The following is an 18,555-nucleotide window of genomic DNA, read 5'->3' on the forward strand; positions in this document are numbered from 1 at the left end:
CGCGGGAGATCATGCTCGTGACGGGGGCTCTGGCGGCGGTTCGGGGCCTCGTCGGAGTACATCGGCGAAGCAGAGGCGCGACCGCGGGCGGTAGTGTCTGAACTCGAACCGTCCGGAGCCCCAGGGAGTTTCTGCATGCCAGCACGGCGCACCGTACCCTTCGTCGACCTCGGCTGGCAGACGGCGCGCATCCGCGCGGAAGCGGATGCCGCGATCGCCCGCGTGATCGACACCTCCGGCTTCATTCTGGGCGATGCCGCCGACGCGTTCGAGCGCGCCTTCGCGAGCTACTGCGAGGTCGAGCACTGCCTCGGTGTCGGAAACGGCACGGATGCCCTGGAACTCGCCTTCGAGGCGGCCGGCGTCGGCGCAGGCGCCGAAGTGATCCTTCCCGCGAACACGTTCGCCGCCACCGCGGAGGCGGTGGCCCGAGTCGGAGCGACCCCGGTCCTCGTCGACTGCACGGATGACTTCCTGATCTCGGTCGAGGGCGTCGCCGATGCTCTCACGCCGCGCACGCGAGCGGTGGCGGCGGTCCACCTCTATGGTCAGGCGGCGCCGGTCGAGGCGCTGCGTGCAGTCGTGGGCGAGGACATCCTCATCCTCGAGGACGCGGCCCAGTCGCAGGGCGCGCGCCGAAACGGCGAGATGACCGGCGGCCTGGGCGACGTGGCCGCGACGAGCTTCTACCCGGGTAAGAACCTCGGTGCGTTCGGCGACGCAGGCGCGGTGATGACCGACGACGCTGCGCTCGCCGACTCAGTCCGCAAGCTCCGCAACCACGGCGGGATCGCGAGGTACGAGCACAGTCTCCTCGGCCGTAATTCGCGACTCGACGGCATTCAGGCGGCGGTGCTCTCCGCCAAGCTGGAGCACCTCGACGAATGGAATCAGCTGCGGCGAGACGCGGCCGCCGTGTACGGCGAGCTGCTCGACGGTGACGAGCGCGTCCAGCTCCCCGTCGTCGCCGACGGCAACGAGCACGTGTTCCACCTGTACGTCGTGAGGGTGGCCGACCGTGAGCGCGTGCTCGCAGGTCTGACGGAAGCCGGCATCGGCGCCGGCATCCACTATCCCAAGCCCATCCACCTCTTGCCTGCGTTCCGCTTCCTGGCCCAGGGCGAAGGCCGGTTCCCACGCGCAGAGAGGCTGGCGACAGAGATCGTGAGTCTGCCGATGTATCCAGGGATCACTCTCGACGACCAGCGGTACGTCGCCGAGACGCTGCGGTCACTGCTCTGACGGATCCGCCGTCTCGCCTCGGCGAGAGCGCCGCGGCATCAGCGACGCCGCCATCCGCCGCGCACGGCGCTTCACCGCACGGGCTGCCCCTTCGACCCGGGCGACGGTGTCGAATGCGAAGATGCGGGGCGCGATCTCGACCGCGTACGCAGTTCTGCCCACCGGGGTCAGTCGACGCTTGTAGTGGTCGTGGTAGCCGCCGATATCGACCTTCGCGAGCCCGGCCCTGCGGGCGGCATCGAAGCACTCGATCGCGGCCAGGGTGCCGATGGACCCCGCACCTTGGACGGTCACATCGCGTGCGGTGATCAGGCCGACCAGCGTGTCACCGTCGACCATGTTGACGTTGAAGGCCACCGGTGCTCCCTCAGGCGTCACGAGTCCCGTCGACATCAGCCGCCCTCGGCGGAGCATTTCGGGCCAGACCGCGCGCAGGTCGTCTGCGGCGCCGGCCTCGTCGTTCGGATGATCCGTCCAACGGCCCTCCCACGTGTCGATGGACCACGTCACGGCAGCCAGGTCGTCCTGCACGACCTCGAGGTCCGGCGCCTTGCGCTGCGCTCGGCGGATGTCCTCGCGGAGGCGCGTCGATCGCCAATAGGCGTCGAAGTCGAACCCGTCGAGCTGCGCGACATAGCTGTCGAAAGGGCGCAGCTCTTGTCGTGTGAAGTCCTTCTTCGCGTCGCCGACGTGATCCACGATGAGGATGCGGAGTCCGAGCGACGAGAGCGCAGGTTCGAGAAACCCGTCCCGACACGGGATCGGCAGAGTCGGCGCGACGGTCGTCGTCGCGAGTTCCCAGTGGTCCTGTCTCGCACGCAGCGTCGTCGCGAGCACCGGCTCGCCGCGGTGCAGCACGACCACATTTCGCTTGGGGATGCCCGTCGGCTCGGCCAGTGCCGCATGGACGAAGCGGGCGACTTCATCGTCGGGAGGCAGAAGGCTCTCGAGGGCGGCGAGGAACTCTGCGCTCGGCGCCTCCTCGATCACGACCCGCAGGCCGCGCATCCGCGCCCGCAGGGCTTCGACCATGAGGCTCACTCGCTCGACCGCAGCCACCGCACCCCACTCTCTACACGGCGGTACCAGGTACCGAACAACAAGCTAGCAGTCGGTCAGAACACCCCGGTGTCGTCGTTGCTGGCTCTGCTGCGACCCGTCTCGCGGACGCGGGGCGCGACCAGAAGCCTGCGCACCCCTGTGCGGGCGAGCGTCCGAGCCATTGCTCTGCGCGTGCGAGACGCGGCCCAGGCAGCGCGGCGGCGCGACGCGGGATCGAGCGTAGCCGCAAAGGTCACGAGTTCATCGACGTAGTCGGGGTTGCGTGAGGCGTCCCGTTCGATGCGAGCGAGGAGGAGTGCGTATCTGGCAACGGAACGACTCGCGTCTCTCAGATACCGCGCTCCGCGCGGGAACTTCTTCGACGCCGAGACGAACGCGGCCATTCGGTGTCGCAGTTCGCCCAGCTCTCGGCGATCACCGACCATGCCGCCCTGGGTCATCGACATGTTCGCGCCGTGCACGCGGTAGTAGGCCTGGACCGTCCCTGCGATGAAGCCGACGTTCGTCTGCGCCGCGAAGCGCAGCCACATCTGCAAGTCGGACGTGTAGGGAACGGCGGGGTCGTAGTCGCCGACCTCGCGCATCGTCGACGTACGCACGATCGCCTCGGGCGAGTAGATCTGGTTCGCCCCGTTGCGGAACAGGCGCTCGGCCCATTCGATGCCGTCCCAGATCACCCAGTGGCTTGCGGGCTCGGGGATGTCGTCGGGCAGGTCGGGACCCGTGGCGTAGACGACGGGACCATAGGTGAGCCCGACGTCGGGATGCGCCTCCATCACCGCAGCCGCACGTGCCAGCGCCCCCGGCGCCAGCCCGTCGTCGGCGGAGATGAGGAGTGCGTAGGTTCCGGTGACCATCGCCAGTCCCGCATTCGCCGTGCCGATGAGGCCGAGATTCTTCTCGTTGCGGATGACGCGCACGCGAGGAAAGCGCGCCGCCAGACCTTCCGCCACCTGAAGGCTGTCGTCGGTCGAGCAGTCGTCGATGATCAGGACGTCGACGTCGACGTCCTCCTGCGAGACCACGCTCTCGACGGCGAACGGCAGGAAATGGCCGTAGTTGTAACAGGGGATGACGACGCTCACGGTGGGCGTCGTCATCAGCGGGACGGGGGTGACTTTCCTCATCGTGCGTGGCATCCTCCCTCGACGAGGCGTTGCGAGGATGCCGCGGTTCACGCAGACGGTTCCTCACCGTTCGCCCGGCCGCGGCGAACAGGTCCATAGTAGGCCGACGGCCGATGGCCCCGCCTCGGCTAGAGTTCGACGGTGGAGATCCGGTTCGGATTGGGGATTCGCGCCCGGCTCGCCTCCCTGGCGTCGGACGTGAGAGGCGGCGCCGAGGGTGCGCGCGTCTTCCTGGACCGGCACGCGCTGGCGACCGGCGGGCGCGACTCCGAGCGAGCAGCCGGCCGCATCCTGTGCTATCACTCGGTCGGCCAGCCCAGGTGGGGGATCAACGATGTCGACGAGGGCAGATTCCGCCAGCAGATCGAGTCCGCTCTCGATGCGGGGTACCGGTTCGTTCCGGCGGCCGACATCGTGCGCACGGGTGGCGGACCGCTCGACCTGAGCGTCACCTTCGACGACGGGCCTCGAAGCGTCCTGACGGCAGCTGCGCCGATTCTCGCGTCATACGACATCCCCTTCTCGGTGTTCGTCGTTTCGGATTGGTCCGAGGACGGACTCGGAGGAGACGCGCTGAGCTGGGCCGAGGTCAGCCGCCTCGCCGAGCTCGGAGCAGAGATCGGCAATCACTCGGCGAGCCACCCGGACTTCTCCCGCATCGGCAAGGAGCAGGCGGTGCACGAGATCGGCAGCGCCCAAGAGCTCATCGAGAGGCGCACCGGCATTCGCACGTCGACCTTCGCCATCCCGTGGGGCCAGTCGGGCAACTGGCCCGTCCGGGCGCACGAGGCCGCTCTGGAGCTCGGGTACGAGGTGATCTACGCGCAGGCCGAGGAGACGCGGTCTCCCGGAACGGCCGCCCGGAGTTTCGTGACGAGGGTCGATTCGCCGCGCATCTTCGACGCTCTCCTTCGCGGCAGGTACGACCGGTGGGAGGAGTGGATCTGGCGTCGTTCTGCCGGCTAGCTGGTCGGGCGGCGCACGAAAGGGCGCTCACGGTCGATGTACGTCCGTGCGAGCGACGCTGGAACCTGCTGCTGCGAGGAGTCGATCCGGCCCACGATCCGGCCCAGGAACAGACCGAGCGACCTCGCCGCGCGAAGACGCCCGGACTGCATCACCCGTCGCGCGAACTGTCGTCGTTCATCGGGGTCGCGAAGATACGCGACCACTCGGCCCATTCGTGAGGAGGGTGCGTCGACCGTCGGCTGCGCCGCGTTCACCACGCCGGCCTCCCAGTCCGGATCGGGCGCGGTGCCGCGAGCGGCGTTGAACTCGTCGATGACCTGCGCATAGCGGTGCTGGAGCTCGCGTCTGCCGCGCTGGTAGCCCGCATACTGGCGCACGGTCGCGATGAATCCGCTGCGATGGTGATGATCGATGAGCGCATCGCGGCACTCGTGGAGCCGGTAGCCGGACAGCTGCAGCCGCCACGAGAGGTCGACGTCTTCGCCCGTGCGCAGCGACTCATCGAAGCGGCCCACCCGGCGGAAGGCCTCGGCGCTCACCGCCAGTCGCGAGCTGCTGCCGAACGGCAGCTCAGGCAGGAAGGGCATCCGCAGAGTGGTGACGAGGTCGAACAGCGGTCGCTCGGTCGTCGAGAACGGCGATTCGATGCGGGCGCACGTCACGACGACGTCATTCGCTTCGAGCGTCGGCAGAAGGTGTGCCAGCCAGTCGTCGGCGACGGCGTCATCGGCATCGCAGAAGGCGAGCAGCGGCGCGTGGGCAGCGGCCGCGCCGGCGTTGCGCGCGGAGGAGGGGCCACGACGAGCGGAGGCATCGACCACACGCAGCGGCAGCCGGCCCGCCCACGAACGCGCGATGTCGGCGGTGCGGTCGGTCGAGCCGTTGTCGCTGACGATGACCTCCCATTCGACATCCACCCGCTGTCGCGACAGCGCCTCCAGCTGCCGGGCGATGGTCGACGCCGCGTTGTACGCAGGAACGATCACGCTCACGGCGGGGAGTGCCGCTTCCGAGGGGGTGTCGGGGGTCACTCGGTGATCGTAGCGTCTCGGTGGGCTGGAGCCCGGGGTCGATCAGGGGGCGCGGACGACTGGGGGGAGTCGGCCGGGAGGCGGCAGCTGCACCACGCCCGAGAGCTCGGCCGTGCGGTATCCCCACTGGAATGCGAGTGAGGCGATGTAGGGCGTGACGGCGGCGGGATTGCGCAGGATCTCGAGCGCCTTGCGGGGCAGGCGGCGCAGCCTGTCGAACCGTTCCGCCCAGCGGCGGGGGCGGTGGTCGACCGATGGCGACGGGGCGACAGGAGACACCCTCTGGCGGCCGTACGCGTCGCGCACGAGCGCGAATCGGTGCGCGAGCGTGCGTGTGCCCGCGCCCTTCACGAGCCCCTGCCGCGCAGCAGCCCTGATCCCGCCGCGCTTTCTGTAGTGGATCACTGCCGTGGGCACTCCGACGAGCCGGTGCCCGGCGAGCTGTACGCGCCATGAGAAATCGAGATCCTCGCCGGCGAGCAACGACTCGTCGAATCCGCCGACCTCCGCGAACACGTCACTGCGCACGCCCATGTTTCCGGATCCGCACGCGGGGAACTGCGGCAGGGCGGGATCGTAGAAGGTGGGCTCGTTCCAGCCGAAATCCCACTCCCGTCCGGGGTTGAGCAGTCTGTGCTCGACAGCGCCGGCGACGAACGGAGCGTCACGGAGGCCGGCGCACAGTGCGCTCACCCAGCCGGGGTCCACGACGTCGTCGGCGTCGCAGAACAGCAGCAGCGGTGCCTCGGCGGCACGCGCGCCGATGTTGCGCGCGGCCGACGCGCCCCGACGCCGCGACGCGTCGATCAGCCGCGTGTGCGGCATCCGCGAGGAAAAGGAGCCCACGACCCCCGCGGTTCCGTCGCTCGAGCCGTTGTCGCATACGAGCACCTCGAAGAAGAGGTCGGTCTGCTGCGCCGCGAGCGCCTCGAGCTGATCGCCGAGGAACTCCGCCGCGTTGTACGCAGGGATGATGACGCTCACGGCAGGTCGATCGGGTGCCGCCATCCCGTGCCTCCCCTCGCGCCGTGCGGGACGGTCGCCCCGGCCGCTCGGTTCCATCATGGAGGATCACCGGCGCAGGTGGTGCTCCCATAGGCTGGACCGCGGCGGCGCGTCGGAGAGGCGCCCAGCGCGATGGGGGTGCGATGGTCGGCGGGGACGCGGCGCGGCACGGTGACGTCGAGATCGTCGTGGTCGCATATGGCGCACCTGAGCTCGTGCGCAACGCGCTCGCCCCGGTGCGCGGGTTCGCGGTCACGATCGTCGACAACTCGTCGATGCCCGAGATCGCGCGGATCGCGCATGAAGAGGGCGCGCAATACTGGGATCCGGGTGCGAACCTCGGCTTCGGAGCCGGGGTGAACTTCGCACTCGCGCGCCGCCGTCTGCCTGGTGCTGATGTGCTCCTCCTCAATCCCGACGCCGTCGTCGAGCCGGAGGTCGTAGACAGGCTCCGCGAGGTGCTGCACGGAGAGCCCGGCATCGCGGCCGTGGGACCCGCGCAGGTGTACGCCGACGGAAGTCACCAGCAGGTGACATGGCCGTACCCGAGGCCCATCCAGTTCGTCGCCGACGCGGTGAAGCTCGGTCGTCTGGTGAAGACGGAGCCGCGTTACGTCATCGGCTCGGTCCTCCTCATCAATGCGGCGGCCCTGGCCGCCGTCGGGGGATTTGACGAGAGCTTCTTCCTCTACGCCGAGGAGGCCGACTGGCAATACCGTGCGCACCGGGCCGGGTGGAGCAACGTCGCCGTGGAAGAGGTCACTGCCATGCACGTCGGCGCCGGAACGAGCACCGACCTCGATCGGCGGGAGGTCTTCCTCCAAGCCGGTCTCGAGCGCTTCCTCCGCAAGCACTACGGCTGGTATGGGTGGCAGGTCGCCCGATGGTCGATCGTCGTCGGAGGCATCCCGCGTGTGCTCGTCTTCCGCGGGGAGCGTGGACGCGCTGCGCGTGCTCGGATGTCGCTGTTCCGTCGCGGTCCCGTCGCCGTCGAGAGAGGGATCGGCCGGCGATGAGGGAGCTCGATCGAAGACCAGCGCATCGGAGCCCACGCGCCCGCGTCTTCCGCGACCGCGTCGCTCGCGACGCCGAGAAGGACTACCTCTCGCGAACCGAGGTCTAGGGGTATACTTCCCAGCGCAGAGTGCGAGCATCGCTCGTGACATGGGGTCTGCACTTGGGGAGCGGGGTGCGCGCATGCCCTCAGACAAGCCGCGCGAACGATGGATAGACGTCGCCAAGGGGATTGCGATCATCCTCGTGGTGTTCCTTCATGCGGCGTTCCCGGTGGTCACCGATGTGCACGTGTGGCACTGGGTCGACTACTCGGCTGTGCTCGAGTCGTTCCGAATGCCGCTGTTCTTCTTCATGGCGGGCATCTTCGCCTCCCGCGTTCTCGCGATGAGGCTGCGCGACGTCATCGACCTCCGAGTGCTCAAGTTCTCCTGGCTCTACGTGCTGTGGTCGATCATCACGGGGGTGGTCGTCGTGTGGGGCGTGTTCCATGCGCTCCAACTCCCCGGTCATGTGGGCGAGCTCCTGATGGACTCCAGCGGTCCGAACGGCGCGACCTGGTTCATCTTCGCCATCGCGTTGTACTTCTTGGTCGGCTGGTTCGCGAGAAAGCTCCCGTTCGCCGTTCAGCTCTCACTGGCCTTCGTGCTGACGATGCTGTGCGAGTCGGGACTGGTGGTCGACCCTGCTAGCTCGTGGGGCAAGGTCGGCAAGTACTTCTTCTTCTTCTTGCTTGCGGCCCAGATCGGGCCCCGCCTGCGCGAATTCGTCCCGCGGCTGCGGTTGTGGCATACGCTCATCGCCCCCGTCGTCTACGCGGCACTCGTCGTCGTGGCCCGCTGGCAGGGCTGGCTGGGGACCGACTCGAGTTCGGCCCAGCACCTGGTGGTCTGGTTCCTGTTGAGCGTTCTCGCCGTCGCTGCGGGTTGCAGTGCGGCAGTCCTGCTCGCCAGGTGGGCCGCGTTCGACTGGCTCTTCCAGTTGGGTTCACGCACTCTCTACGTGTATCTGCTGCAGTGGTACCCGCTGGCGGCAGGGTGGCTCATCATCTCCTCCATCGACGTCATTCCGCCGCTCCTCGAGCCGTTCCTTGTGCCGCTGCTCACGGCCTTCGCCATCGTGGTGAGCCTCATCATCCATCGGCTGACGAAACGTGCCGCGGTCCTCTACGACCAGCCTGCGTGGCTGCATCTGCCGAGACGGTGGGTCACGAGGGCGGAGGGCCCGGCGTCGGTAGAGACGGCTGCAGCGGATGCCGAGCGGCGTCCGGTCTCCCCCGATACCGAGATCGGGCGCGGGCAGACCCCACACGTCTCGTAGGGCCAGGCGGGCGGTGAGTCCTGACCGCGTCATCCATCGTCCCTCACCGGCCGGACGAATCTGCCCGGTCGCGCGGAACGTCTGGTGGGAGGCTGGCTGAGTCGACGTGGGAGCTGTCCCGCTTCCTGGCGAAGAGGTTCAGGACGAAGGGTACGATCCGCTCCCATTCGATGAGGAACAGGCAGATGATCTGGTATTCGTGGAACGGCAGCCCCATGAGGAGGCCGATCGTGGTGTGCATGCCGATGTAGCCGACCAGCAGAACGCTGCGCAGCCTCGGCACGAAGAGCAGGAAGCCGGCGAGTTCGAGCAGGACGGTAGCGGTCGCGAAGACCGCCATGACGGCGGGCGTGTGTGCCATCCAGTCGACGAAATGCGCGAGCGCGGCCGGCTCGTACTGGCCGAACCTCGGGTTCGCGAATGTGTACATCTGCAGACCGAAGTCGTCCCGCCACGTGGGTGTCCCGTCGCCGACCAGATACACGGTGTCGCCGGCGGTGAGGCCCCTGAGATAGAACCCGAGCGTTTCGCCGTTCAGCCACTCGAAGCCGCCGAAACGCAGCTTCGACAGTCCCGATGCCGTGTACGTGACGGCCAGCAGCGCCAGGATCAGCATGACCCCCCATTGCCGATAGGGGGCGGTGAGAGTGGCCAGGAGATCTTTGCGACCTCCGCGCCACCACCGGACGACGTGTTCGAGAGACACGGCGTTCGTGCCAGGAGCGAAGACGAGGACGAACAGCACCTGAGTGGTCAGGGACGACTCGTGATCGAAGATGCCGTTGTTCCACGAGACAGCGCGCGCGAACAGGCCGATGAGGACCAGGAGAAACAGTGCGGGCCTGCTCCCCAGTCCGATGACACTGAGCACGATGAGAACGATGACGACGCCCGCCACTCGGTTCGGGTAGCTGAGGAGGAGCTCCGTCACCCCCTGGGGAACGACGCTCATCACCCATCCGTGGCCGCCGTTCTGCGGTACATCGTTGTGCCACGACTGCACCAGCTCGAGTGTGCGCTCACCGAAGGCGAGCGCGAGCGCGATCCGGAGCCAGCTCAGTCGACCGACCCAGAGCAGCGACAGAACACGCGTCAGCCGCGCCGCGCGCTGTGGTGAAGAGGTCGTCATCGGTCTGCCCGGTACGTCTGGGTGTAGCTGTCCGTCGGTATGTCGTAGGTTCCGACCGGCTCGCTCTCGATGATGTTCCCCGAGCTGTCGACGACGTCGACGTAGAGTTCGACGGCGTCATACGAGATCCCCCGCTCTTCGCGCAGGAAATCGGTGAGCGCCCCGAAGTAGTCGGCCATGACCTTCGCGAACACTTCGGGCGTGGACGCTCCGCTCAGGTCGCGGAACGGAGCGGTGTCTGTCATCGGTCGGTAGTACCAGGAGGACAGCTGCCGCTGGAACTCGATCGAGCTGAGGTTCGTCTCCTGAATCGGAAACGGCTCGGACGCGCCGTCTCGGACACCCTCGAGCCTGAGCGCGTAGAGGGTGGTGTCCGGACCCACGTAGTGGGCGAACATCGGTGCGGTGGTGAAGGGGAAGTCCTCGACCCCGAGAGCGATGACTACGAGGTTGGGTATCAGGATGACCGCCGACACCACAGCCGGCAGGATCATCGAGAGCGCTCGGCGGCGAGCCGAGGGCTCAGGCGGCGTCCGCATCGGGCGATCCCTTCGTAAAGGTCGGGGGCCTTCGTATGCGGTTGGGGGATCGGCTGTCGCCGCCCGCAGGTGATGCTGACACTGTAGCCCTTCGCGACTTCATTCGTCAGTCACGAGTTCTGCGAGACCGCGTCATTCGGCTCGTCGCTAGGCTGGCCTGGGAAGGGGCCGAATGAGAGTGCTTCGCGTCGCCCATCACGGCGTGGTCTCGGCATGGCGGGCGCGGGAACGACGCCTGCGAGAGCTGGGTTTCGATGTTCGGATGGTCTCGGCGGAATCCTGGAACGAAGGGGGCAGGGTCGTCGAGCTCGACCTGGACGACGATGCCTTCGTCACCGGCGCCCGCACCATCGGCACGCATCCGAACGCGTTCCTGTACAACCCGCGCCCGATCTGGCGGCTGCTGGGCGCGAAGCCCGACATCATCGACCTGCACGAGGAGCCGTTCTCCCTCGCGACCGCCGAGGTGCTCCTCCTCCGCCGGCTTCGGCGCTCTCGCGCGCCGTACGTGCTCTATTCGGCGCAGAACATCGAGAAGCGATATCCGATCCCGTTCCGCTGGTTCGAGCGCGCGGCGCTCCGCGGTGCTGCCGCCGCGTACGTCTGCAACCGTGAGGCCGGAGAGATCCTCGTACGCAAGGGGCTGCGGGGCCCCGCGCAGCTCATCCCGCTCGGGGTGGACACCGCGCAGTTCTCGCAGGGCGCGCGCACGGCTCCGCGGGACGGGCCGGTCATCGGCTACGTCGGCCGCCTCGAGCCGTACAAGGGTGTGGCGACACTGCTGCGGGCCGCGGCATCCCGACCCGAATGGCGCATCGAGATCACCGGAGACGGCCCGCAGCACGCCGAGCTCGTCGCGCTGGTCGCCGAACTCGGCATCGCCGACCGCGTGTCGTTCCTCGGCTTCGCCCAGGGAGATGAGCTCGCGGACCGCTATCGACGACTCGACCTGCTCGCCGTGCCGTCGGTCCCCTGGCCGGGGTGGCTCGAACAGTTCTGCCGCGTCGCGGTCGAGGCGATGGCGTCCGGCGTCCCCGTGGTCGCGAGCCGATCCGGGGCGATTCCCGATGTCGTCGCCGATGCGGGGGTGCTGGTGGAGCCCGGCGATCCTGACGCACTCCGAGACGGGATCGATTCCGCGCTCGTCGACGCGCGCTGGGGCGAGCTGCGGGCGGCCGGACTCGCACGCGCGGACCAGTTCACCTGGGAGCGCGTCGCCGAGCAGCAGAGCGCCCTGTACCGCGCCGTCGTCCCGACGTGCGACGGCGGCGCGGCGAGGCCCCCGCAGGTCGTCGCGATCGCCTATGGGGATCCGACGCTGCTCGACGGAGCGCTCGAGGAGCTCGGCGAGGGATTCGCCGTGACCATCGTCGACAACTCCTCGTCGGCGGCGACGAAGGTCCTGGCGCAGCGCCGAGGTGCGCACTACGTCGACCCCGGCGCCAACCTGGGCTTCGGCGCGGGCGTCAACGTCGCACTTCGATCGCTGGCCGATCGCGGGCTCAGTGGCGACGACGTGCTCCTGCTCAACCCCGACGCCCGCATCGGCGGGGCCGCGGTGCACCACATGCACCGGGCCCTGCACAGCGGGGCGCGCATCGCGGCCGTGGGCGCGACGCAGGTCGATCCCGCGACCGGGCAGCCCTCGCGAGTGTGGTGGCCGTTCCCGAGTCCCGCGCGCGCATGGATCGATGCCCTGGGCCTCGGCCGATTCGACCGGGGGCACGGGTTCGCCATCGGCTCGGTGCTTCTCCTCCGAGCCGAGGCGATCGCCGACATAGGGGCGTTCGACGAGCGATTCTTCCTGTACGCCGAAGAGGTCGATTGGCAGAAGCGGGCACGGGACGCCGGCTGGTCGATCGCCGTCGCGTCGGTCGAGGCATCCCACATCGGTGCCGGCACGGGCGGCGACGGCACGCGTCGCGAGGCGATGTTCTTCGCGAGCAATGAGAAGTACCAGCGAAAGCACTTCGGCGCGGCGGGGTGGCAGATCTTCCGCGCCGGCGTCATCGTCGGAGCCACCGTCCGCGCCCTCGTCGCCGGCGGCGACGCGCGGAGGGCCGCCCGCCGGCGGCGTGCGATCTTCCTCGAGGGCCCGGTCGCCTACTCCGAGCGGATCACCTGAGCACCCCGTCGCGACGCTTGGCCTCCGCGACGTCCTCGTAGACCTCGAGCGTCCGCGCGGCCACGGTGTCCCACGACGTGTACCGCTCCGCATCCGCCCGCGCGTTCTCGCCGAGGCGTCGCCGCAGATCGCGATCCGCGACAAGTGGTGCGACGGCTCGGGCGACCGAGGCCCCGTCTCGCTCGACGTACGCGCCGTTCCGGCCCACTTCGATGAACTCCTCAGCCACGCCGAGCGGGGTCGCGACGACGGGGAGACCGGCCGCCGCAGCTTCGAGCATCACCAGGCCGAAGGCCTCGTACATCGTCGGGAACACGAACACGTCCCCCGCCTGGAAGTAGTCCTCCACGGTGGGCGAGTGGCCTGCGAAGGTGACGCGGTCCCCCACTCCCGCAGACCTCGCCTGAGCGCGGAAGGCGGCCGGATCGGCACCGCCCACCACGAGGAGCTTCGCCGCCGCGGGCAGCGACGGCAGGGCGTCGATGATCGCCGCGAGCCCCTTGCGGCGGAACTCCTTGCCGACGAAGAGCAGGACGACGTCGTCGTCGGTGTAGCCGTGCCCGGCACGCACGCGAGCGCGGCGGTCCGCGGCATCCGCAGGCTGGAAGCGGGTGACGTCCACGGCGTTCGGAATGACGGTGATGCGATCCGGATCGACGCCGTAGTACTGCGTCAGCTCACGACCCACGCTGGGCGAGACCGCGATCGCCCGGCGGAACCGATCCGGCCGGTAGTTGGACTGCTCCACACGCAGCACCGCGTGGTGGAACGGGTTGGCGACGGCCCGCAGCGCCTCGCCGTTGCGGAGCTTCATCTCCCACCATGCACGGTGGCAGCTGTGCGCGGTGATGACGTCCTGCATGCGCGTCGCGCACCCGCCCTGGTTGTGGATCACGTCGAAGTCGAGGCCTCGGATGCTGCGGCTCGCCGCCGCCGAATAGGTCATCGGAATCGCGAACCTCGGTGCGGGCTTCATGGGCACCCGATGCCAGGTCAGAGGCGCCGGCGGCAGCGGATCGATGTGCGCGGAGACCAGAGTGAGGTCTATCCGGTCGGCCATTCGCAGCGCCAGTTCGTATGACGCGCGCTCGATGCCGCCCTCGTTGTTGAAGGCATAGGACGACATCGCGACGCGCATTCAGACATGCTAGCCAGGTCCGCGCGGGCGGCCGGCTTCGCGGCGCGACCGCCTGGCGTTCAGGAGATGGTGCTGGAGTCGCTGAGAGTGTGCCAGGTCCGGTTGTGGTACACGAGCGGCTGCGGGCGGTGCTCCGGGTCGTGCCACGCTTCCAGCGCATGCACGACGATGACGGTCGACGAGCCCGCGTCGAGCCGGCTCGTGACGCGCGCGCGGACCCGCCGCGTGACGCCGTGGAACACCGGTTCCCCGGTTTCGAGCCGCGTCCAGGCGTCGGTGTCGGCGAAGCGGTCGACGCCGCTTGTCGCGCAGAGCACCGCCAGGTCGAGCGAGTCGGTGTCGATCATGTGGATCACGACCGTCTCGGCCGCCTGCAGCGTCGGGGTGCTCGAGGAGAGGACCGACGCGGAGAAGACGATCAGCGGAGGGGCGGCGGAGACCGAGAAGACGCTCGACACGGTCATGGCGACGGGACCGTCGCCCGCATCGGCGGTGATCACGGCGATTCCCGCGGGGTGGTCTCGGAACACGGCCTTGAGCTCTTCCGGACTGATTCCCGCCGGTGCGCTGCTTTCCGGCTGGATGTCGAGGTCGGCGTTCGCCGCGATCTCGTGTGTCAAGGTCATGGTCCCTCCCCAGTCCGGTTCTACGCTCCCCCGGGAAGAGTCGTTCGACCGCCGTTCAGATACCTGACCGGTCGGCTGACTCGGTTCCCCCGTGTGACCTCACCGAGTCCCTGGCCCGAACGGCGAGCATCACGCCCAGTTTCTGCACGCCTGGTCAGGGACTTGGTTCAACTGTACGCCTCGCCGGTGGAGGGGCGCACGACGGATACGGATCCCGCCGGCTTCAGTCTCGTCGCGGCGGCGACGCTCTGCGAGTGCCCTTGGCCAACCCTTCGGAAATAATGAGGAACCTCTCACTATTCGTTCGCCGATGGCGATAGAGTGCGCTATGTATCTCTTGTTGCGCGTCCTCCTCTTGGGAAGGTGAGGACGCAGGGAAGCAGCAGACGCAGGGATATATGACCGCGGTGTGGGATCGCGGGTAACTGGGGAATGCCACGCACGTCTACGGACGTTCGTGCTTTGTGCCCACTGGGGAGGGCAACGTCGTGACGACTATCGACGAGGGGCAGCGCCTGGCGGCGACCCCTTTCGCGGGCAATCCGCCCGCACCGTTGGTTTCGGTGGACCGTGCAGAGCCCAAGTTCAGGGCCGCAGTCGCACCGACGGCGAACACGACGCTCGAGAACCGGCTCCGCTGGGAGCGCGCGTACCGCTGGCGCCTCCGCCTCGCCGACACCGGTGTCGTGATCGCATCGACAGGCGTCGCGGCCTGGATCCAGATCGCAGCGATCGCGCAGGTCGATCTGACCGACGCCCCGTGGCAGTACGGTCGAGTCTTCATCCTGACCGCCTCCATCTGGCTGCTGCTCCTGAGCCTCTTCCAGACGCGGTCGCCCCGTGTCATCGGGCAGGGCGTCGAGTACCGCCGCGTTCTTCATGCGACGGGGATGGCGTTCGGGATCGCCGCGATCGCGTTCGTCATCATGCAGTCGCAGGGCATTCGCACGCAGCTGCTCATCGCCTTGCCGCTCGGCACCTTGGGGATTCTGGCAAGCCGGTGGATCTCGCGTCGATGGCTCCAGCGCCAGCGCGTCGCGGGCCACTTCGTGTCGCGGGCCCTCGTCGTCGGAAACCGCTACGACGTCGAGTACGTCATCGACAGCCTCCAGACGGACGGACTGCACGCGTATCAGGTCGTCGGAGTGATCCTCGACGACCCGCACGGTGGCGACGTGGTCGTGGACGACCGCCGCTTTCCTTCGGTCGGAGAGGTCGCCGACGTCCGCGCACAGGCCGAGGCGCTCGGTGCGGACTCCGTGATCCTCGCCAGTCTGCCGGAGGGCGACCGGGGTTACGTCAAGCGGCTCACCTGGCAGCTCGAGGGCACGGCCGCCGAGCTCTCCCTCTCGAGCCCTCTGGTCGACGTCGCCGGACCCCGCATGTCGTTGCGACCCGTCGAAGGCCTGCCGCTCATCCAGGTCGAGATCCCGACTTTCGAGGGCGGCCGGCACCTCGCCAAGCGCGCCCTGGACATCTTCCTTGCGTCGATCGCGCTCGTGTTCGTCGGCCTCGCGACGCCGTTCATCGCCCTCGCGATCCGGCTCGAGAGCAAGGGCCCGGTCTTCTTCACGCAGCCGCGCGTCGGGCGTGACGGCGAAGTGTTCCCGATGTTCAAGTTCCGCTCGATGCGGGTCGACGCCGAGGACATGCTCCACGTGGTCGCAGCGGACAACGAAGGATCGGGTCCGCTCTTCAAGATGAAGAGCGACCCCCGTGTCACACGCGTGGGGGCGATCCTGCGCAAGTTCTCGATCGACGAGCTTCCCCAGTTCTTCAACGTCCTGCTCGGCCACATGAGCATCGTGGGGCCGCGCCCGCCGCTGCCTCGCGAGACGGATTACTACGCGAACGACACGTATCGCCGCCTCTACATCCGCCCGGGCATCACAGGTCCCTGGCAGGTCAGCGGTCGCTCGCACCTGTCGTGGGAGGAGAGCGTTCGTCTCGACCTGCGGTATGTGGAGAACTGGTCGGTCGTCGGCGACCTGCTCATCCTCTGCAAGACCGTCGGAGCGGTTCTCAAGTCCGAGGGCGCGTACTGAGTCAGCGGACGTAGAGCGGCGCCAGCACGTCGCCGAACGCCGAGACGCGGTCCGCCCAATCGGGCACAGTCGACTCGACGACGGTCGGTCGGTCCGTCGCAAGCTCTTCGCCGACGGCGCCGGCGAAGTCCGAGGCATCCGCTATCGTCACGGACGCGCTCGTCAGCGATCGGAAGCCCGCGACGGGAGTGCTGACGATCGGCCGCCCGACGGCGAGGTACTCGTACAGCTTGATCGGGTCGAGACTGTCGGTGAAGTCGTTCACGACGTGCGGCACGACGAGCACGGTGGCGTGTTGCAAGTAGGCCGGCACGTCGGTGAAGGGCCTCGGGCCGAGCAGGACCACGCGCGGATGGGCCGCCAGTCGCGCGACGTTGGCCGCCGCGAGAGCTGAGGGGCCGACGAGCACGATCGAACCGTCGACGGAGGCCGCGGCATCCGCGGTCCGCAGGACGAGCTCGACGTCGAGCCGGTCCTCGTGCTGCGTGCCGACGTACACCGCCGCGCGCTCCGGCAGATCGGCGGGCCGCACGCGCGGGAGCCGATACCGCTCCACGTCGACGGCGTTCGGGACGAGGACGACATCCCGCTGCGAGCTGCGCGTCTCGCGCAGGCCCTCCGAGCACACCACGACCGCGGCGCAGCGTGCCATGAGCACCCGCTCGTTGGCGGCGATGCGGCGGAGCTCGCGGTCGGGGCGATCGGCTGCGAGCCAGTCGTCCGTCATGTCGTACACGCTCGGCCAGTCGGTGGCGGTCACGAGTCCCGCCCAGCTGGGGTCGTTCACCCACAGCACGGGCGAAGAGAGGCCGAGCCGGCGGACGGCTCGGCGCACCTCTCCGCGGAGCAGCGCGTCTGCGGCAGGACCGGCGACCCGCGGCATCAGCTTGTCGGGCTGGAAGAGGTGAAGCCTGCCCTCGTATCCCTGCGCGGCCCGCAGTCCGCGCCCTCGCTTCACACCCCGACCGGAGATGGCCGAATGCAGGAGATCGTTGGACGGCTCGACGAAGAGCACACGCAGCGATGGATCGCGGCGGAGCAGCCCGTCGATGAGGTACTGGTTCCGGCGCCAGATGTCGTCCCATGACTCGAGCGACAGGACGACGAGGTCGCGGCTCACGTGAACAGCCGCTCGTAGACCGCTCGGGTGCCCGCGACTTGGGCCTCGATCGTGAAGCGCTCCTGCTGGAGTCCTCGGAGTGCGTCGCCGGACGACTTCCGCAGCAGGGGGTCGGCGAGCAGTTCGTCGATGATCCGAGCCGCGGCCGCCGTGTCGCCGGGCGCGAAGAGGAGGCCGGGCGCTGCGATCCCCACCGTCTCGAGATGCCCGCCGCCACCCGCGGCGACGACGGGGGTGCCGTGAGCCATCGCTTCGAGCACGAGGATTCCGAGTCCCTCCCGGGGCGTCGGGGCGACGACGAGCGCAGCCGAGGCGAGGAGGTCGGGGACGTCGGTCCGGTGGCCGAGGAAGTCGACGGACTCCGCGACCTGGCGGCTTCGTGCGAGACCCTCGAGCGCATCGCGCTCCGAGCCGTCACCGGCGATCCTGAGCCGCCAGCCGTCCCGGGGGCCGCTGGAGCGAGCCCACGCCTCGATGACATCCGCCGTCTTCTTCTCGGGTTCGAGTCGCTGCGCGGCCAAGACGAAGCGGCCGCGCGGCGTGACGGCATCCGTCGACTCGACGCCCGAGTACACGACCTCGGCGGGGGGTTCGACGTTCTGCGCGACGAAGTGCGAGATCGCGATCTGTGCCGCCAGCGACTGCCCGATCGGCCGGAAGAGCGCTCGGGCGACGGCGCTGCCCCCACGCCGGCCGGCGAAGTGCCGTGTGCTCACGTGCCGCGAGCGCCGACCGGTCCCGCGCCGGTACCACCAGCCCACGAGATCCGCCTGCGACATGTGGGTGTGGAGGATGTCGGGGACCGGCGACGTGCGAAGCGACGCGAGCGCGCTGCGCATGTCGTGACCGGGGAGCCACTCGACGTCGGTGCCGGCGAACGCGGAACGCATCTGGCTGTCGTCTCCGCCGATGACGACGACGCTCACGTCGGCGCGGACGAGGCCGATCGCGACGTTCACCATGTACCGCTCGACCCCGGCGAAGCCGGTCGAGCACACGAGATGCACCACCCGCACGTCGGTCACCCCTCTCGCGTGGTCTCGCTGAAGTCTACGAGCAATGG

The 18,555-nt window shown here is 68.8% G+C and carries 16 protein-coding genes; 6 read left to right on the forward strand and 10 right to left on the reverse strand.

The window, feature by feature from the left end:
• Positions 1-135: 135 nt before the first annotated feature.
• Entirely contained in the window at positions 136-1,242 is a 1,107-nt protein-coding gene (locus EER34_RS07165) for a DegT/DnrJ/EryC1/StrS family aminotransferase (protein WP_127473813.1), read from the forward strand.
• Here the strand turns inward: EER34_RS07165 and EER34_RS07170 are convergent.
• Positions 1,231-2,301, reverse strand: coding sequence for a GNAT family N-acetyltransferase (locus EER34_RS07170; RefSeq protein WP_127473814.1), 1,071 nt, complete (start codon positions 2,299-2,301; stop codon positions 1,231-1,233). The two genes, EER34_RS07165 and EER34_RS07170, sit on opposite strands and share 12 nt — an antisense overlap.
• Positions 2,302-2,357: 56 nt before the next feature.
• Complete coding sequence (locus tag EER34_RS07175; protein ID WP_164743480.1) at positions 2,358-3,431, reverse strand: glycosyltransferase family 2 protein; 1,074 nt, start codon at positions 3,429-3,431, stop codon at positions 2,358-2,360.
• 141 nt (positions 3,432-3,572) lie between these two features.
• Here EER34_RS07175 and EER34_RS07180 point away from each other — a divergent pair, with 141 nt between their 5' ends.
• Positions 3,573-4,397, forward strand: a complete 825-nt coding sequence (locus tag EER34_RS07180; protein WP_127473816.1) for a polysaccharide deacetylase family protein — start codon at positions 3,573-3,575, stop codon at positions 4,395-4,397.
• Here the strand turns inward: EER34_RS07180 and EER34_RS07185 are convergent.
• The gene (locus EER34_RS07185; protein WP_127473817.1) at positions 4,394-5,431 is read right to left on the reverse strand and encodes a glycosyltransferase family 2 protein; all 1,038 of its coding nucleotides are present in this window, start codon (positions 5,429-5,431) and stop codon (positions 4,394-4,396) included. The genes EER34_RS07180 and EER34_RS07185 overlap by 4 nt on opposite strands.
• A gap of 42 nt (positions 5,432-5,473) precedes the next feature.
• Positions 5,474-6,415, reverse strand: coding sequence for a glycosyltransferase family 2 protein (locus tag EER34_RS07190; protein WP_164743481.1), 942 nt, complete (start codon positions 6,413-6,415; stop codon positions 5,474-5,476).
• 164 nt (positions 6,416-6,579) lie between these two features.
• Here EER34_RS07190 and EER34_RS07195 point away from each other — a divergent pair, with 164 nt between their 5' ends.
• Positions 6,580-7,452 (forward strand): glycosyltransferase family 2 protein, encoded by an 873-nt coding sequence (locus EER34_RS07195; protein ID WP_127473819.1) that lies wholly within the window; start codon positions 6,580-6,582, stop codon positions 7,450-7,452.
• A gap of 181 nt (positions 7,453-7,633) precedes the next feature.
• On the forward strand, positions 7,634-8,770 hold the full coding sequence (locus tag EER34_RS07200) for an acyltransferase family protein (RefSeq protein WP_164743482.1): 1,137 nt from the start codon (positions 7,634-7,636) through the stop codon (positions 8,768-8,770).
• A gap of 43 nt (positions 8,771-8,813) precedes the next feature.
• Here the strand turns inward: EER34_RS07200 and EER34_RS07205 are convergent, their stop codons facing one another.
• The gene (locus EER34_RS07205) at positions 8,814-9,899 is read right to left on the reverse strand and encodes a hypothetical protein (RefSeq protein ID WP_127473821.1); all 1,086 of its coding nucleotides are present in this window, start codon (positions 9,897-9,899) and stop codon (positions 8,814-8,816) included.
• Positions 9,896-10,438 carry a hypothetical protein gene (locus EER34_RS07210; protein ID WP_127473822.1) on the reverse strand — a complete coding sequence of 181 codons (543 nt, stop codon included), beginning with the start codon at positions 10,436-10,438 and terminating at the stop codon, positions 9,896-9,898. The genes EER34_RS07205 and EER34_RS07210 overlap by 4 nt, the downstream gene beginning before the upstream one ends.
• Positions 10,439-10,610: 172 nt before the next feature.
• On the opposite strand from EER34_RS07210, the gene EER34_RS07215 reads away from it, so the two are divergent.
• Positions 10,611-12,563 (forward strand): glycosyltransferase, encoded by a 1,953-nt coding sequence (locus EER34_RS07215; RefSeq protein ID WP_127473823.1) that lies wholly within the window; start codon positions 10,611-10,613, stop codon positions 12,561-12,563.
• Here the strand turns inward: EER34_RS07215 and EER34_RS07220 are convergent.
• Together EER34_RS07220 and EER34_RS07225 are read right to left on the reverse strand one after the other, a co-directional pair.
• A complete protein-coding gene (locus EER34_RS07220; RefSeq protein WP_127473824.1) occupies positions 12,556-13,701 on the reverse strand; it encodes a glycosyltransferase family 4 protein in 1,146 nt (381 codons plus the stop codon). The genes EER34_RS07215 and EER34_RS07220 overlap by 8 nt on opposite strands.
• A gap of 59 nt (positions 13,702-13,760) precedes the next feature.
• A complete protein-coding gene (locus tag EER34_RS07225) occupies positions 13,761-14,327 on the reverse strand; it encodes a flavin reductase family protein (RefSeq protein ID WP_127473825.1) in 567 nt (188 codons plus the stop codon).
• Positions 14,328-14,815: 488 nt separating this feature from the next.
• Here EER34_RS07225 and EER34_RS07230 point away from each other — a divergent pair, with 488 nt between their 5' ends.
• Complete coding sequence (locus EER34_RS07230) at positions 14,816-16,372, forward strand: sugar transferase (RefSeq protein ID WP_240642166.1); 1,557 nt, start codon at positions 14,816-14,818, stop codon at positions 16,370-16,372.
• A gap of 1 nt (position 16,373) precedes the next feature.
• On the opposite strand, the gene EER34_RS07235 is transcribed toward EER34_RS07230, so the two are convergent.
• The gene (locus EER34_RS07235) at positions 16,374-17,492 is read right to left on the reverse strand and encodes a glycosyltransferase (protein WP_127473826.1); all 1,119 of its coding nucleotides are present in this window, start codon (positions 17,490-17,492) and stop codon (positions 16,374-16,376) included.
• Positions 17,489-18,517 (reverse strand): glycosyltransferase family 4 protein, encoded by a 1,029-nt coding sequence (locus tag EER34_RS07240; protein WP_164743483.1) that lies wholly within the window; start codon positions 18,515-18,517, stop codon positions 17,489-17,491. The genes EER34_RS07235 and EER34_RS07240 overlap by 4 nt, the downstream gene beginning before the upstream one ends.
• Between the last annotated feature and the right edge of the window lie 38 nt (positions 18,518-18,555).

The sequence above is a fragment of the Microbacterium sulfonylureivorans genome (assembly GCF_003999995.1).
Taxonomy (GTDB): Bacteria; Actinomycetota; Actinomycetes; order Actinomycetales; family Microbacteriaceae; genus Microbacterium; species Microbacterium sulfonylureivorans.

Bases quoted from the DNA above. Each gene is read 5' to 3' on its own strand.
- EER34_RS07165 (WP_127473813.1), top strand. From the start codon at position 136: ATGCCAGCACGGCGCACCGTACCCTTCGTCGACCTCGGCTGGCAGACG.
- EER34_RS07175 (WP_164743480.1), bottom strand. From the start codon at position 3,431: ATGAGGAAAGTCACCCCCGTCCCGCTGATGACGACGCCCACCGTGAGC.
- EER34_RS07195 (WP_127473819.1), top strand. From the start codon at position 6,580: ATGGTCGGCGGGGACGCGGCGCGGCACGGTGACGTCGAGATCGTCGTG.
- EER34_RS07200 (WP_164743482.1), top strand. From the start codon at position 7,634: ATGCCCTCAGACAAGCCGCGCGAACGATGGATAGACGTCGCCAAGGGG.
- EER34_RS07205 (WP_127473821.1), bottom strand. From the start codon at position 9,899: ATGACGACCTCTTCACCACAGCGCGCGGCGCGGCTGACGCGTGTTCTG.
- EER34_RS07210 (WP_127473822.1), bottom strand. From the start codon at position 10,438: ATGCGGACGCCGCCTGAGCCCTCGGCTCGCCGCCGAGCGCTCTCGATG.
- EER34_RS07215 (WP_127473823.1), top strand. From the start codon at position 10,611: ATGAGAGTGCTTCGCGTCGCCCATCACGGCGTGGTCTCGGCATGGCGG.
- EER34_RS07220 (WP_127473824.1), bottom strand. From the start codon at position 13,701: ATGCGCGTCGCGATGTCGTCCTATGCCTTCAACAACGAGGGCGGCATC.
- EER34_RS07225 (WP_127473825.1), bottom strand. From the start codon at position 14,327: ATGACCTTGACACACGAGATCGCGGCGAACGCCGACCTCGACATCCAG.